General features: G+C 56.2%; 11 protein-coding genes. 6 read left to right on the forward strand and 5 right to left on the reverse strand.

Annotation, left to right across the window (positions count from 1 at the left end):
- Positions 1 to 13 precede the first annotated feature (13 nt).
- Both Enr8_RS10050 and Enr8_RS10055 read left to right on the forward strand, forming a co-directional pair.
- Entirely contained in the window at positions 14 to 616 is a 603-nt protein-coding gene (locus Enr8_RS10050) for a hypothetical protein (protein WP_146431012.1), read from the forward strand.
- A complete protein-coding gene (locus tag Enr8_RS10055; protein ID WP_146431014.1) occupies positions 616 to 1,371 on the forward strand; it encodes a tetratricopeptide repeat protein in 756 nt (251 codons plus the stop codon). Before Enr8_RS10050 ends, Enr8_RS10055 begins: the two co-directional genes overlap by 1 nt.
- A gap of 151 nt (positions 1,372 to 1,522) precedes the next feature.
- On the opposite strand, the gene Enr8_RS25360 is transcribed toward Enr8_RS10055, so the two are convergent.
- The 4 genes from Enr8_RS25360 to Enr8_RS10075 form a co-directional block, all read right to left on the reverse strand.
- Entirely contained in the window at positions 1,523 to 1,663 is a 141-nt protein-coding gene (locus Enr8_RS25360) for a hypothetical protein (protein WP_186767548.1), read from the reverse strand.
- A 462-nt stretch (positions 1,664 to 2,125) separates the two neighbouring features.
- Positions 2,126 to 5,389, reverse strand: a complete 3,264-nt coding sequence (locus Enr8_RS10065; RefSeq protein ID WP_186767549.1) for a right-handed parallel beta-helix repeat-containing protein — start codon at positions 5,387 to 5,389, stop codon at positions 2,126 to 2,128.
- A 308-nt stretch (positions 5,390 to 5,697) separates the two neighbouring features.
- Positions 5,698 to 7,548, reverse strand: coding sequence for a protein kinase domain-containing protein (locus Enr8_RS10070; protein WP_146431020.1), 1,851 nt, complete (start codon positions 7,546 to 7,548; stop codon positions 5,698 to 5,700).
- A 171-nt stretch (positions 7,549 to 7,719) separates the two neighbouring features.
- Positions 7,720 to 8,301 (reverse strand): RNA polymerase sigma factor, encoded by a 582-nt coding sequence (locus Enr8_RS10075; RefSeq protein WP_146431022.1) that lies wholly within the window; start codon positions 8,299 to 8,301, stop codon positions 7,720 to 7,722.
- Between the two features lie 1,208 nt (positions 8,302 to 9,509).
- Between Enr8_RS10075 and Enr8_RS10080 the strand changes: the two genes are divergently transcribed.
- The 4 genes from Enr8_RS10080 to Enr8_RS10095 all read left to right on the forward strand — a co-directional run bounded on the left by Enr8_RS10080 (position 9,510) and on the right by Enr8_RS10095 (position 13,617).
- Positions 9,510 to 10,562 (forward strand): polysaccharide biosynthesis/export family protein, encoded by a 1,053-nt coding sequence (locus tag Enr8_RS10080; protein WP_186767550.1) that lies wholly within the window; start codon positions 9,510 to 9,512, stop codon positions 10,560 to 10,562.
- Between the two features lie 16 nt (positions 10,563 to 10,578).
- Complete coding sequence (locus tag Enr8_RS10085; RefSeq protein ID WP_146431027.1) at positions 10,579 to 10,986, forward strand: hypothetical protein; 408 nt, start codon at positions 10,579 to 10,581, stop codon at positions 10,984 to 10,986.
- Between the two features lie 54 nt (positions 10,987 to 11,040).
- The gene (locus Enr8_RS10090) at positions 11,041 to 11,439 is read left to right on the forward strand and encodes a hypothetical protein (protein ID WP_146431029.1); all 399 of its coding nucleotides are present in this window, start codon (positions 11,041 to 11,043) and stop codon (positions 11,437 to 11,439) included.
- A 135-nt stretch (positions 11,440 to 11,574) separates the two neighbouring features.
- Complete coding sequence (locus Enr8_RS10095; RefSeq protein WP_146431031.1) at positions 11,575 to 13,617, forward strand: acyltransferase family protein; 2,043 nt, start codon at positions 11,575 to 11,577, stop codon at positions 13,615 to 13,617.
- On the opposite strand, the gene Enr8_RS10100 is transcribed toward Enr8_RS10095, so the two are convergent.
- Positions 13,614 to 14,771, reverse strand: coding sequence for a glycosyltransferase family 4 protein (locus tag Enr8_RS10100; RefSeq protein WP_146431033.1), 1,158 nt, complete (start codon positions 14,769 to 14,771; stop codon positions 13,614 to 13,616). The two genes, Enr8_RS10095 and Enr8_RS10100, sit on opposite strands and share 4 nt — an antisense overlap.
- Positions 14,772 to 14,773 lie beyond the last annotated feature (2 nt).

Below are 14,773 nucleotides of genomic sequence, written 5' to 3' on the forward strand. Positions count from 1 at the left end.
AAGGACTAGAAGAATGAACGGAAAGATCTCGCTTTCGCTGTTGGCGGTTCTCGCGCTTTCGCTGGTCGGTTGCTGCTGTGATCGTTGCGGTAAGTGGTCGTGGGGACATTGCTGCGATGATTTTCCGAGCGGCGCGATCGCCCAACCGCTGGGATCCTACACCTGCAGTTGGCAGAAGTCCCAAGCGGAACTGGCCAACCAGGAAAACTACGTCATCTTTCGTCGAGAATGGGTCGGCGACTCGCTCGAATTGAGCCAAGGGGGCAAACGTCACCTGGGCGAAGTGTTGCCGGCGGTCATGGAAGCGGGCCAGGTTCTGGTGGTTGAAGAGACGGCAGACTCGGAGCTGGACGCCCGCCGTCGCGACCACCTGGTGATTGTCTTGGCGAAAATGGAAATCCCCGAGCCCGACCAGCGCGTCGTGATTGGTTATCCCCTTGGCGAAGGCCTCTATGGATTTAACGCCCCAGCGATCCGCAGCGGCATCCAGGGAGGCCGAGGAACCGGCGGCTCTCGCTTCGGCGGCGCGAACTCCGGTTTGGGCGGCGGCTTCGGTGGTGGCTTCACCAGCGGCGGCGTGGGGGGCGGATATGGAGGCTTCGGCGGTTACAACTAATGACGAACCCATTCACCAAACAGACCGTTCTTATCTTCAGCATGTTGGCTATTTGTAGCGTTGGCTGTTCCGCCATTCCGCTGAAGTCGCCGCTGTCAGGTAAGACGTCAACCGCGCTGGGCGATTCAACTTTGCCGCCGAAGGACGCCGCCAAAGTTTGCGTTTCGACTGCCAAACAGCTGCACCAGCGGGGTGAATTTGCCCAAGCCGCGGCGATGCTAGAACGAGGACGAACGCTGGCGCCCAAGGGTTACGACTATTCGCGTCATCTGGCGGCGCTTTATAGCAACCTGGAGATTGCCGAAAAGGCGGAAGCGGAGTACCAACTGGCGCTGTCCGCATCGCCCCAAGACGCGGATCTCTGGAACGACTACGGCTATTTTCAATATCGCCAGAATCAATTCGCCGCAGCCGAAAAGTCATTCCGCCAAGCGCTGAGCATCGATCCACAGCACGAGAAGGCCAGTATGAATCTCTCGGTCGCGTTGGTCAGCATGGACCGTCTGCCGGAAGCGTACGAGCGCTTCGAGAAAATTGTCGGTCCCGCCGCCGCGCATCAGAACATTGGCGTTTTGCTCGCCAAGCAAGGTCGAACGACCGAGGCGGAAACCGCCTTCAATCACGCGATTCGACTAGAGCCAAACACGAAGATTGCCCACGCGTTTCTGAACAGCTTGGAAAAACAAAAGTTAGACGCCGCTCGCGCACAGCAAAGACTGGCGACCAGTGAAGATGGCATGGCGGTCTATCGCTAGAAATTATGGTCCTTCAGGGTTTCTTGTGGGTCGCCGCAATAAGCGGGGATCTCACCAACAAAGGCAGGGCTGCCTTCATCTGCGCCGAAGGCAGCAACCACCGTTATTTTCCGAGTAAATTCAAGAGCCCAGCCACTTACTGGCGAAAGCTTCAGGCAAGCGATGGCGACGAAAATGCCTCCCATGCTTGATCGAAATGGCCCGCCCCCTTTGATTTCTCCGGCAGCAGTTGCCGGATCAATTGCCGTTGCCGATTTGTCAAATCACTGGAATACTTGACTTCCGTTTTCATGCTACAGCTCCTTCCTCAGGCCGTGAACCCAAAGAGGGAGCTGTAGCTGTTTTTCTTTAATCAGGCAATTTCAAAACACGTTCTAAGAGTCATCAGTTGCCAAAGAGTCGCCATCTGATCCCGCGAAGCGTTGATTCGCCAGTCTTTCCAAAGCTTCCCAGGTGCGGTCGGCCCGCTGATCCGTGAATCCCCAGTTGTCGATGGCTCGGTAAACCAGGTTCGCCATCTCTGCGCGAAATTGTTGTTCGCCTTCGATCGGCAACGTCGCTTGCAACAAGAGGATTGGCTGAGCCCGCTGCGTACGGTCTCGTTGTCCAACCTAGTGTCAGCAGCAATCGCTGTCTCAAAATCAATCAAGAATTCACGCACGGAAGCGTCAGCGGTTTCGTACCGTGTGTCGGAGTTGTCACTCGCCGAGCCATCGACAGTTTCTTCGCTTGTTACATCGCCATCAACGGGCGTTTAATCGACGGTATCTTCACTTCCGTTGTACACGGTTTCGCCAGTCAGGTACTGATTGCCAATCAAGTCATGCTGTTCCCAGACAATGTCGACTTCAGCATCCGTCAGACCCAAGGTGTCGATCGTGCGACCAACCACATCGCCCATGTCGCTCCAGAATCGATCGGCACTGATGGGCAGAGTTGCTTCGGCCAGCAATGCTTCCAACGCCGCCCGGACACTGGCTTGATCCGCAGAAGTTCCTTCGGCAATCGCGTTCTCAAGCGTCAACAAGTAGTCTCGGAAACCAGCGTCCACGGCGGGATACGGGTCTTCCGTCGCATCGGAAAGATCTTCGCCCGTCAAATACTGATTGCCAATCAAGTCATGCTGTTCCCAAACGATGTCGGCTTCAGCGTCCGGCAAACCCAAGGTGTCGATCGCGCGACCAACCACATCGCCCATGTCGCTCCAGAATCGATCGGCACTGATGGGCAGAGTTACTTCGGCCAGCGATGCTTCCAACGCCGCCCGGACACTGGCTTGATCCGCAGAAGTTCCTTCGGCAATCGCGTTCTCAAGCGTCAACAAGTAATCTCCGAAACCAGCGTCCACGGCGGGATCGCCTGTTCCCGGATCATCGGACGGATCGCCAATTCCTGTTGATGAGCCATCCGTGACGGTTTGGAAAATGAACTCACTGATGTCGGCAAGGTTCGCCCGGACCAGCGGGTGGATGCTTTCGGGTGCTACATAGTCCGCAGGAATCGGCTGGCCGAAGTTCTCGCTGTACGTCGCGATCGCAGCCAAGAAGTAAGTCGTTTCCGTTCCATGTGGCGCGTCGTCGGAGAACAAGTCGGTCTGAGTTACGCCGGACAGACGTCCTTGCAAGCCAAGCTCGCTATCGTTCAGCAATCCGATCAGTGCTTCGTTTACTTCGATCGGACGGAATGTCACATCGGGGCGGGCCGCGCGAAGCGAATCGATCAGGGTATCGAACCACGCTTGATAATCGCCCAGCGAGTATTCAGCGTAGTTGGCGAATTCGGCATCGGTCGCCGGGAAGGCTGTGAGGAATGGCGACATGTCAGGCCAGCCTTCATAGATCTGAACTTCAATACCCGGCTCAGCTGCCGTCAAGTAATCGATCAGCGGCAAGTACTCGCTTACGTCGTCAGCCGGCGCGTGCTGCTGGATGTAGTTGTACGGCGAGAGCACAACGGATTGGAAATCTGCGGCGCCCAGTGGCGTTTCAGAATCCCAGACGCCTTCGGCTCCGCCTTGGAATCCCCACTGAACCGACAATTCTTGGCCGCTATTAAAGGACTCCGCCGAGTACCATTGGCCATCGACTAAATAAGTGTTGTCGCCGGCCGATGCGAATTGGTGAATCCAATACGGCACAGCAGTGCCACCCATGTTTTGCGGGTCGTCGCCATCGACAAAGTGATTGATCAGGCTATGCCCAAGAATCAGTTGCCGAATGGTTTGCGGTGATGAATCGTCAGTGTTTGAACCTGGATCCGTGTTACCAGAACCAGGATCAGCCAGCGTCGCACCAGCCAAGATCTCATTCGCCGGACTTCCATCTTGGAACGCAAAGTTGCCTGCTGCCACGTCAACGAACAGCGGATCGACCGACAGATAGTTGTTCTGTGTGAAGCCAGGGACGGCGTCGTCTTCGATGTATTGGATCAACCACGCAGGCATGGATTGAATCAAGTTGTTTTCGATCGTCCGGTCGATCCGTTCTGGAACGATCAGCTCGAAATCGGTTTCTGCGTTCGCCGCCATGATGTTATTGCGAATCACGATCGAACCGACCGCATACTCGGTCGAAAAGTCATCGCCCGTATCGGGAATCCAACTGGAAAACACCCCGGCGTTATGTCCAGCAATCACGTTGCCGATGACTTGATTGCTTTGGCCACCGTTGATTTCCAAGCCAGCCGATTGGATCGTCACGTCAGGCGTCGCGTCGCCGCGATTGTTGGCGACGATCATGTTGCTGACGAACGCAACGTTAGAACTGTTGTAGACGTCGACCCCCCAGGTGTAGTTTCCTTGGATGACGTTTCCGGCAACGAAACCGCCTTGAATGTGCTGCAGCAGAACGCCACCATGATGATACAGGCCGCCAACCCATGACGAAGTTTCCGAACCGTTGTCGGTGATCAGCGAATCAACGAGCGCGAAGTTGCTTGTGTCGATGCGGCCACTGGGACGAGTGCTGAGTGACCCGTTCTCGGCCGAAATGCGGATGCCGTATCGAAGGTGGTCGTGAACGTTAATCTCTTCCAGTCGTATGTCGGACATCGGCAGTTGGTCTTCGATGTATGTCGGCGTTCCGTTGACGAGTTGAACGTTCCCGGTATTGTCCGCCACGATTCCGTAGTACTGAAAGTTGCCTTCGCCAGAATCAGACGTCCCGGTGTTGTAGAATTCGGTGCCGCGAACCGTGATGTGATTGCCACCCCCCAACGCAAGTCCGGCGTACGAATTGTTGTAGGCTACGCCTCCCTGAATCAAGACGTTCGATGCCGACTCGAGCGTTTGGAAACCAGCTGTGCCGTTGTTGTTCGCATTCACGTCGATCAAGCGAATGTCTTGACCAGCAATCACGACACCGCTAGCTCCATAGCCATTCGTCCCTTCGCTCAAGACTCCGGACACTGTGACGCCGTTGATTTCGATCCGCGATCCACCAACGTAGATCCCGTGGCCCGCGCCGCCGTCGGTGATCGTCACATTTCCTTCTCCCACGACGGTGAGGTCGTTACCGTTGATCGTCAAAGCCTCGGCGTAGGTACCTTCGGCGATGGTGATGGTGTCACCGGCCGACGCAGCATCAATTGCTTCCTGGATGGAGGCGAATTCTGCCGATCCGTCCGCTGCAACTCGCAAGGATGCTCCGCCGGACGCAGGTGTCGCTGGAAGGTTGGGAGCGTTAAGCGAGAGTTGGCTGCCATCGATGGACGTGCCCTCTGTTTGCGTTGCCCCCGAGCCGGAGTCACCAGCACTCGTATCACCGGCAATCGGCGAGCCGACTTCGGCTGCTTGATCTTCCATGGGCGAATCAGGATACGCATCCCCCGCAAGCAACTGGCGATCCTCCAGTTTCTGAAGAATTCCCAGTCTTCGGTTTCTTGAGGATGGGGCATTGTTTTTTGTTTTTCGCGAGCGTGAAAAGAGCATCGTAGACTCCGATTGTGACGGGAAGATAAAAGCGGAAAGTTGCCGTGAATCATCGCGCTGGGCCCGCCATACGCAGGTGCACAGCGACATCAGTCCTAGGCTCAACAGCGATATCGAAACGCGCCGTCGCAGCCGAAATCGGCGCATTGGTTTGCTCCGTGCTTTAGTCTCGTTTGAGAGCGCGCTGACTGGCGTCGCTCTTTGAATCAATCTCTTGCGGAACAGGAGGCCGTGCAGAAAAGTGGTCAGGCTACTCTTCCGCAAAACGTACTGCCGGCTTGTCAATTCAAAATATTAGGCTTGGCATTTTTTGTAGCACGGCTCTCCGAGTCGTGAAGTCTCGGCTCGGAGAGCCGAGCTACTTTCGTCGCGACCCCAAAATTGAGATAGATGCAGCACTAGTCAGCTGTGTTACTCTTCGATTGGGACCCACCCATACTGCGGACCAGTTCGCCCGCAAATCGATCTACCCATTCGGGATCAGTCGCTGTGACAACGCCTCGGTCGGCAACAACCTGTTTGCGGAAGTCTGCGATGGTTCGAGCGGCCTCGAGATCAGGTACTTCCGGTAATCTGTTACCCGCGACTCGGAATCCAGTCAGTTCATCAAGCTGGCCCAGCACGTGGACTCCTCCGCAGATGCCTGCGACGATACCTTGCTTGCGGCGGATCGCTCCGACAATTCGTTCGACTTGGGACCGCACTGATTCGTCAACCAGTAACGTCTTGATGTCGCCTCCAATAAACACGACCGCATCGAATTGCTGAGCGTCGACTTGGGCGAGCGTTAAGTCGGCTTGAACCGAAATCAGCTGAGCGTTATCGCCTTCCGCTTCAAAATTCAGTTCGTCGGACGCCGTCACCACTTCGATATTCGGAAAGTCTGCGAGGGCTTCTTTTACCGAGGTATAGTCAGGCAAGTAAGTCAGCATGGGCGCGACGACCAAAACGCGTTGCGTCGCGGTGGGCGAAGCGGGAACACCGAGTGCGTTAGGATCTGAACGGAAGTTGTTCACCAGCAATCCAACTGATCCGAGCGCGACAAGTGCCAGGATCCCAGCCAATACAGATTGCACAAGTGGCTTGGGTACACGGGCCGCTCTGATTGGTTTGCTAGGAATCGGCGCCGCTGAGAGTTGATCGAGTGCCTGCAATAGCTGTGATGGCGTTTGGTATCGCTGTTCGGGCGACTTCGCCAACATTCTTCGTAAGACGTCGGCGATATGGCTCGGAAGGCTTTCCGGAATCGTTGGCTCCACAAGCAGATGCGACGACAATTTCTCGATCGCGGTCGCTTCGTCAAACGGCGGCTTACCGAACAGCAGAAAGAAGAACGTACAACCCAAACTGTAAATGTCCGACCGAATATCGGCGCTGCGCGGGTCCTTTGCCTGCTCGGGCGACATGTAATCGGGCGTGCCCATCCGCATCATCGAAGACGTCAGCCCGACGGATGCTTGCGGTAGCTCGCCGCTGCCATCGAGATCTTGCCGAACCGTCGCGAGCCCAAAATCGAGGATTCTCGCTCGACCATCGCGATCCAGCAGCACATTCATCGGCTTCAAATCGCGGTGCGCCATCTGATGCGAATGCGCGTGATCCAGTCCGCTCGCGATTTGACGGATCATGTCGACGGCCTTATCGACATCAAGAGGCCCGTTTTCCGCGACAACTTCGGCGAGGTTCGATCCGTTGACCAACTCCATCGCCAAAACATGACTTTGCCCGATTCTCTCGGCATCCAGCGCGGTGACGATGTTCGGGTGCGACAACATCGAAGCCGCACGAACTTCGTTGCGAAATCGCGAGATCGCTTCGGGGCTGGAAACCAAATCCTTTCGCACGACCTTCAAAGCCACTTCACGATTCATGACTCGATGTTCGGCACGATAGACTTCGCCCATGCCTCCAAAACCGATCAGCTGGATCAGTCGGTAACGCGGATGGTCGATTAGCTCAGCGGGAAACTGATTCGGTTGCTGCGCGCCGGCCTTGGCTGCGATCGTTCCGCCCAATGCGTCAGTGTCGCCACTGCAGTTGTGCAGCGTCTCGACATCGACTTGCGTGGCTCGGCGCGCAAGTGACGCCAGGTGATCATCGGGGATTTGCTCGAGCGCCTTGCAACATACATCGCATTGATCGATGTGCTGGGAGATCAACGATGATTCTTCATCACTCAACAACCCCAGCAAAAAGTCACTCAACTTTCTCGCATCGGGGCAATCTGTCGTGATGTCTTCAGCCAACATGCGGTTTCTCCGTTCCGAGCGAAGTCGATTCGGGAAGTGTTTCGAGCCTATTCGACCGGCTTGCACCCATAGATGGAAGCAAGCGAAAAAGTCTGACAGCAATATTCAAAGTATTTTGCGGGTCAGCAAAGAAATGCTTGCGAAGCGGAGCGGGGATTTGCGGTGAATTCTCTACTCTTCAAGCAAATCGCCAGCGGATTGGCGGAGCCGGGAAAGCACGCGAGACTTGGCTTGGTAAACGCTGGCGACAGAGATCGACAGCCGCATTGCAACCTCTTTTGCCGGGAGTTCTTCACGAGTCAGAAGGTCGAACGCCTCCCAGGTCTTCGGTTCGAAAGACGTTTTCAGCTGGTCAAGCATCCGCCGGGTGACTTCCAAATCGTGCTCACGACCCCATTGTTGGCTGATCGAACTGGATTCATCTTCGAGTTCACTAAGAAGATGCGAAACGCCTTCATGTGAACTCACTTGAACTCGTTTCTTTTTGATCGAATCCCGCACAACATTCACGACGATCAAACGCAACCAGCGGCGAAATGCGCCGGAGCGGCCATTGTGTTGAAATGCGGGCAACTTGCGCAGGACAACGATCAGAACATCCTGCGTCAAATCATCTGCATCGCTGCCAAAAACGTTTTGCCGCGACAACCAATTTCGGATCAGCGGCGCGTAGACATCATGAAAACGCTGCCAAGATTCGCCATCGCCATGAAGAGTGGCTCTCGCTAACAGACTGGTAGACGTCGAATCCAAAATGGTAGCACCCTATTGACGCTCTCTTGACGCTATCGACTGGCACAAATCGAATGTCGGAAAGTTGCGATCCGTTTCTTGGCAGAATCGATACTCTAGGCTGCCTGTTGAAAAATGCCATCGTGGCATTTTTCAACCTCGCCAGGCTCAGAGCATAGCTCTTCGCGGCTCGCAAAATAACGACTTACGTCGTTATTTTGCGAGCGCATCCGTGCGATCAAGCAGTCCGTCGAGAAAATCAACGGACTGCTAGCCGTAAATCGCGAGTGGTTCACCCGTGAGTCTGTCGCAATAATAACGTGTAGTAGCCAGTATTAGATCCGACAGATTTTACCCAGATTACGCGTCTGAGTGTACGAGTTGGTCGAGCTTTTTTTGGCCCATCCGGCTTCTTCATGGGCAAAGTTGCAGTCCGCCGCAGTGGAAAAAAGAGGTCCATCCGACTTTATTGTGGGTCGCCAGTCTGAACAGATGACCAGTTTCGATCAAGCATGGGAGGCATTTTCGTCGCCATCGCTTGCCTGAAGCTTTCGCCAGTAAGTGGCTGGGCTCTTGAATTTACTCGGAAAATAACGGTGGTTGCCGCCTTCGTCGGAGCCGACCGTCGATCGCTCGCCCTCACAGGCGATTGATGGTCGGCGCAGATGAAGGTAGCCCTGCCTTTGTTGATGAGATCCCCACTTTTTGCGGCGACCCACAAGAAACCCCGAAGGACCTTAGTTTGGTGTGGATCACGCGGCGATACCAGTCTTCGAAGTAGGCGGTCGCCGAGGTAGCGTCGGCGTGATGCCATAGATCGCGGAGCATTTCTTTGTACGCCTAGGCCTTGCCCCAGGCTGAATGCTTCGTCCAACTGCGACTGCTGTTTCTCGGTGAGATTCTCTTGGCTCTTTAGCCAGGCGTATTTCGTCGTCGCGAGTCGCTCGTCGAAACGCCGTCGGGTTACTCCCTGCCGCTAGCAGCCAAAAGATCCACCCAGCAGGCGCCTGTTAAACCTTGCCGACTGCGCAATCTTTTCCCATTTCGTCGCCCGTAACGAACAATTCAACTAAAGGGCCTGCGCCGAGTTTGCCGAATACTAGTGATGCCGTTACTAGCACATCCGCTGGCCAGCATCGATTCGGACTATGAACAACACCAATTCGACCCCTCGATACGCCAACATACCAATCGCGTGGGGACTCGCGCTAGCATTGCTATCGACTTCTGTGGGTTGCACCTCTTTCGCTCACCACTCGCATCCCAGCGATCCGCTGTTGGATGTGCCGCGAGAGCTGGAGATGACGACCCACCCAGAATACCGCGTCGCGGCGCCCGATATCTTGTTGATCGAGGCGGTTAACAACATTCGTCCGCCCGGCAGCACGCTACAGGCTGGCGATCAAATCTTGGTTCAAATCGCCCGCGGTCTGCCGCTGGAGCCCGATGTCGAGCAAGAGACGAGCCCGCTGGAATACCAAGCCGCCGTCGAGTTTGAGCAGGCCTTCAAGACGATCAACGCCATCTACCTGGTTGGCGCCAACGGCGCCGTCGACCTGGGCCCCTACTACGGCGCCTATGAAGTTGCCGGCCGAACCGTCGACGAAGCCCAGCAATTGGTGCAACAGGCGCTTAAAGATCGGTTTGGTCTGCGAGAGCCGCAAGTCACGTTGATCTTGCCCGACGTCGCCGGCAAACAGGCGATCAATGGCGAGCATCTGGTTCGCCCCGATGGTACCGTTTCGCTGGGCGTCTATGGCAGCGTCTACGTCGCCGGGATGACCCTGGAAGAGATCAAATCACTGATTGAAGCGCACCTGTCGCGTTACATTCATCAGCCAGAACTCTACGTCGACGTTCTCTCGTACAACAGCAAGACCTTTTACGTCGTCATGGACGGCGGCGGCTACGGCGAACGTGTCGTTCGCTTGCCCTGTACCGGCAATGAGACGGTCTTGGATGCGATCGCCCAGGTGCAGGGACTGTCTGAGGTGTCGTCACGCGATATCTGGGTCGTCCGCCCTGCCCCGGCCGGTACTCAGTGCGCCCAGGTGTTGGACGTCCACTGGAGCGAGATCGTCGCCGAAGGGATCACCACGACCAACTACCAGATTTTGCCCGGCGACCGCATCTATGTCGAAGCGGATCGAATGATCTCGGTCGACAACGCGTTGGCGAAACTGATCTCGCCGGTGGAACGCGTGCTGGGGGTCGTGCTGCTAGGAACCCGCACGGTTCAGCAGATCGACAATCCTAACTCGAACAATGGATTTGGCTTCTAGGAAATCAAGGATAATGATGAATCGAATTGTTCCTGCGATCGGCTTTGCCATCCTGCTTGGTACGGCGAGCCTCGTCCAAGCTCAACAGCCTGGCGGGCAACGCCTGGTTATTGCATCAGAACCGGCCGCTCCGTCCCTGCTGACCTGCGGCGCCGATTGTGCGTCGTGCGGATCGAGCGGGTATAATTGCGACGGCCCGCACCACCCCAATTACTTGCTGAAATACGCCAAGCACGCAACGCGATTTATTATGCGTTGGCCGAAACATTGTTTTGCGCACCCGATCGGTCCGCCGCATGGCGGCACGGGCTATGGTTACTATGAGCCGCAATGGCGGCCCTTCCAAGCTTCGTACGTCCAGCCGATACCGGCCGAAACGATCGAAATGGATGTCGAGATCATCCAGACGCCGATCGCACCGTAGCGACGCCCCTCGAATTCCCGAATCTCCTTCGCCCCACGGAAAGGAACGACTCGCATGAATCGCAACGTCCTAGTCCTGGCGCCGATCGCGTCACTGTTGTTGCTGGTCGCCGCCCAGGCGTCCTTTGGGCAAGACGTGATGCAACCGGCACGCCTTCAACCGAGTCGGCTGCCGACGACCAGCCCGTACCTGCTGTTGGGCAGCTCGCGGTACGATCCGGCGCTCAGCTATTACCGCATCGTCCGTCCCGAAAATCAGATCCGGCAAGCCTACAACAACCAATCGCGACGCATCACGCAACTACGCGACGAAGTCAACAAGCAGCAGCGTGAAATCAACCAGGCCGAAAGCTCGCTGCTGAGTCCCACCGGACATCGCTCGATGTTCCAAAATCTGGGGGGGTATTTTGGCGGTGGCAACTTGCAAGGAGGTGGGTTGGGGATTGGCCGGTAGGCATCCCAATCCGCGACTACTTGCATACGCCTGCCAGGCCACGAAACTGCCAGTCAATTACTAGAAGGACCATGGGCTAAGCGGCTACAATACTCAATTCGTAAACCACCGAATTGAGGCGATCAGCAGCAAACCATGGCGACGACGGCACCCCATACCACGGCTGCGGATTCAGCACCGCAGTCCGATCGCACTGACGCCGCCACGCGAGATTTCAAATATCGCCCCGATGTCGACGGGTTACGGGCGCTTGCCGTCACGCTGGTCTTGCTGTTTCACGCGGGGCTCGGTTTCTCGGGCGGCTTTATTGGCGTCGACGTCTTCTTTGTGATCTCCGGTTTTCTGATCACCGGGCTCGTGCTAAAGCAGCTGGACGCTGGAACCTTCAGCCTGAAGAATTTTTGGGTTCGGCGGATTCGCCGAATTTTGCCTGCTTCGACCGTGATGGTCGTGTTGGTCTTGGCGGCCGGTTATTTTCTGCTTTTATCGCCTGAATTTAAGCAACTGGCCGAATCGGCGATCGCCCAGCAGTTGATGCTGTCGAACGTCTACTTCTGGCGGAACACCGGCTACTTCGCCGGCCCAGCGGATGTCAAGCCTCTGCTCCACACCTGGTCGCTGGGCGTGGAAGAGCAGTTCTACATCGGCTATCCAATCCTGCTGATGCTGCTGCATCGTTTCTTCCGCAAAGGCGCCTTTGCGGTTTTGGTCTTGATCGCGGTCGTCTCGTTGGCGCTCAGCCAATATTTCGTCAATCGTTCGCCGGCGGCGACGTTCTATCTGTTGCCGACTCGGGCTTGGGAAATGCTACTCGGCGGCCTGATCTGCTTTTTGCCGCGACTTTCTGCGGTCAGTCCGCGGGTGCTATCCGCATGCAGTTGGATCTCGTTAGGAGCGATTCTAGGAACCGGTTGGTTCTACACGGCGGAGATGCCCTTCCCCGGCCTTACGGCGATCGTCCCTTGTCTGGCGGCCGCGGCGCTGATCTACGTGAACTCCGAACAGCTCACTTGGCCAGCCAAAGCGATGGCGACCCGACCACTGGTGTTCGTCGGCTTGATCAGTTACTCGCTCTACCTTTGGCATTGGCCGCTGTTTGCGTTTTACCGGTATTGGTTGGGCGACCCAGGAATTGTTGTGGCGGTCGCGGTGCTGGCCGCCAGCTTCGCCCTCGCGGTTCTCTCGTGGAGATTTGTCGAAACGCCCATTCGCCAACTGAAGCCGGGGATTCCCGCATATGGGTATTTCATGGGCGCCGCAACTTCGATCGGCGCGATCGTGATCGTTGCGAGTTTCGTAATTATGTCCCAAGGCTTTCCGGGTAAATTTCCGGAAGCAGGTTTCGCCAGCACCGATATCCCCATCAATCTTGACTCGACGACGGCGGAGGCCGAGAGCGGGAAACTGCCGATCATAGGCGACCGCACAAGTGGAGCCCCAAAAATCGTCTTCTGCGGAGATAGCCACCTAGGCGCAGTCCTGGGCGTCTTGGATGACGCGTTCAAAACAAATGGCATGTCCGCCGCAATCGCTGCACGGGGGGGAACGCCTCTTATGATCAACTCGTGGAGCCAAGGAAATTCGGAAACCGAGCGACAAAACAGAGAACAGTGGAAGCAAGCGGTCGTTCGCTATGTTCAAGAACACGACATTTCCGACGTGGTTTTGATCGGGAGATGGACCCTCTATATCAAAGGCGAATTAACCGGCGAAACGGGTCATCTTCTTCACGACGGTCAATCCCTGCCAGGTGAAGCGAATTTGTCCGAGAAAGCCGTAGAGCGGAGCTTGACGCGGACGGTCGAAGAATTGAAGATCGCCGGCGTCCGAGTCTGGATCATGAAACAGGTGCCGTTACAACCGCACGATACGAACCGGCAAATTGTGTTGGCGAAAGCATTTGGAATCGGTGACGCAAGAGGCACGTCAAGAGAATGGAATCGTGAACGACACGCTAACGCGAACCGAATTATCGAGCATCTTCAATCGGAAGGAGTCAACGTGCTCGATCCCAATCCATATTGCTTTGACGACAACGGATTCTCGAAGATATTTGATGGCTCCACGTCACTCTATCACGATGAGGATCATCTCTCGGTTTACGGTTCGCGATATCTGTTGACCGACTTTTTTGACCAATTTGCAAAACAGCTGAAGGAATCGCCAAGGGCGAATTAGCGCTGGCCACCGACATCACTTGCTAGTCGATCACAAGCGCCCACAATGATCTCCGCCTGGGCTTGCCAAGTAAACTTCTCGGCCTGCGACTGTCGTTGAGACCTGCCGGCGCATTGACCGTTCTTCACGTTCATCAACGCGCGGCCCCATTCCTCTACGTCACCAACCGGCGCGTAAGTCACGGCCTCCCCTCCCACCTCGCGCAGCACCGGTATGTCACTGGCGACCACCAGTGCGCCGCAAGCGATCGCTTCGACGATCGGCAGGCCGAAGCCTTCCGCCTCGGTTGGCTGGACGACGATTGCCGCCTGGCGATAGTATTCGGCGAGCTGTTCGCGCGTCATCCCACGCAATTGCGTCACGTGGGGGCGAATCTGTAGTTCATCGAGCAGCGTCTCGTGCTCCACCGTCCATTGGCCACCGATTTGAAGGAGACGCAAACCGGGCCACGTCGGCTGAACGTGCGCGAATATTCGCAGCAGGAGATCGATTCGCTTCCGGGGTATACAGCTACCGACGTTTAGCAAGTAAGGGGATTCGGCCTGCAGAAGTTCGCCGTCCTCCTTTCGTCCCTCTGCGTTGAATTCGCTGGCGACTCCGTTGGGCGCAAAGACGAGCTTTTCGGCAGGAACCAGCCCATGCTCGAGAATTTCACGCCTTGTCTGCATGGTGGGATGAAACACAACCGCCGCTTTCCGCATCCCGTCGAGAATCGATTGGGTCATGCGGCGAAACCACCACGGGCGCGGGTCTCGATCTGGCTGAATCAGGCAACGGAATGTGTCGAGATCGTGACAAAACACGCCCGCTTTGCCGGCCGGTAGCCCGTGCAACAGGTGGGCGTAGCTGTGGTCACAAACATGATAAAACGAGTAAGGACGTAGTTTCGCCAGCTGTCGCGGATAAACCCGCATGCGGTTATAGAGCCGATCAATGTTCCTGGCTCGTTTTTCGCCGACGAGAGATTTCGCCCACGTAAACCGAGGCTGATATTTCGGCACGATCCGCTCAGGCCGCCAATCGCAATTCGGGAGGTTGCCGACTTCCTGGTCAAGCATTTCCGCCGCCAGGTCCATGCTCGCCCATTTTTCTTCTCGAAAGTCGCAGAGGATGCCAAGGTCAAGGCAAGCCGACTCGGTACTGGACGTAGACAAGA

The sequence above is a fragment of the Blastopirellula retiformator genome, from assembly GCF_007859755.1.
Taxonomy (GTDB): Bacteria; Planctomycetota; Planctomycetia; order Pirellulales; family Pirellulaceae; genus Blastopirellula; species Blastopirellula retiformator.

Excerpts from the sequence above, each read along its gene's own strand:
- Enr8_RS10050 (WP_146431012.1), top strand. The coding sequence starts at position 14 with ATGAACGGAAAGATCTCGCTTTCGCTGTTGGCGGTTCTCGCGCTTTCG.
- Enr8_RS10055 (WP_146431014.1), top strand. The coding sequence starts at position 616 with ATGACGAACCCATTCACCAAACAGACCGTTCTTATCTTCAGCATGTTG.
- Enr8_RS25360 (WP_186767548.1), bottom strand. The coding sequence starts at position 1,663 with ATGAAAACGGAAGTCAAGTATTCCAGTGATTTGACAAATCGGCAACGG.
- Enr8_RS10065 (WP_186767549.1), bottom strand. The coding sequence starts at position 5,389 with ATGTCGCTGTGCACCTGCGTATGGCGGGCCCAGCGCGATGATTCACGG.
- Enr8_RS10070 (WP_146431020.1), bottom strand. The coding sequence starts at position 7,548 with ATGTTGGCTGAAGACATCACGACAGATTGCCCCGATGCGAGAAAGTTG.
- Enr8_RS10085 (WP_146431027.1), top strand. The coding sequence starts at position 10,579 with ATGAATCGAATTGTTCCTGCGATCGGCTTTGCCATCCTGCTTGGTACG.
- Enr8_RS10090 (WP_146431029.1), top strand. The coding sequence starts at position 11,041 with ATGAATCGCAACGTCCTAGTCCTGGCGCCGATCGCGTCACTGTTGTTG.
- Enr8_RS10095 (WP_146431031.1), top strand. The coding sequence starts at position 11,575 with ATGGCGACGACGGCACCCCATACCACGGCTGCGGATTCAGCACCGCAG.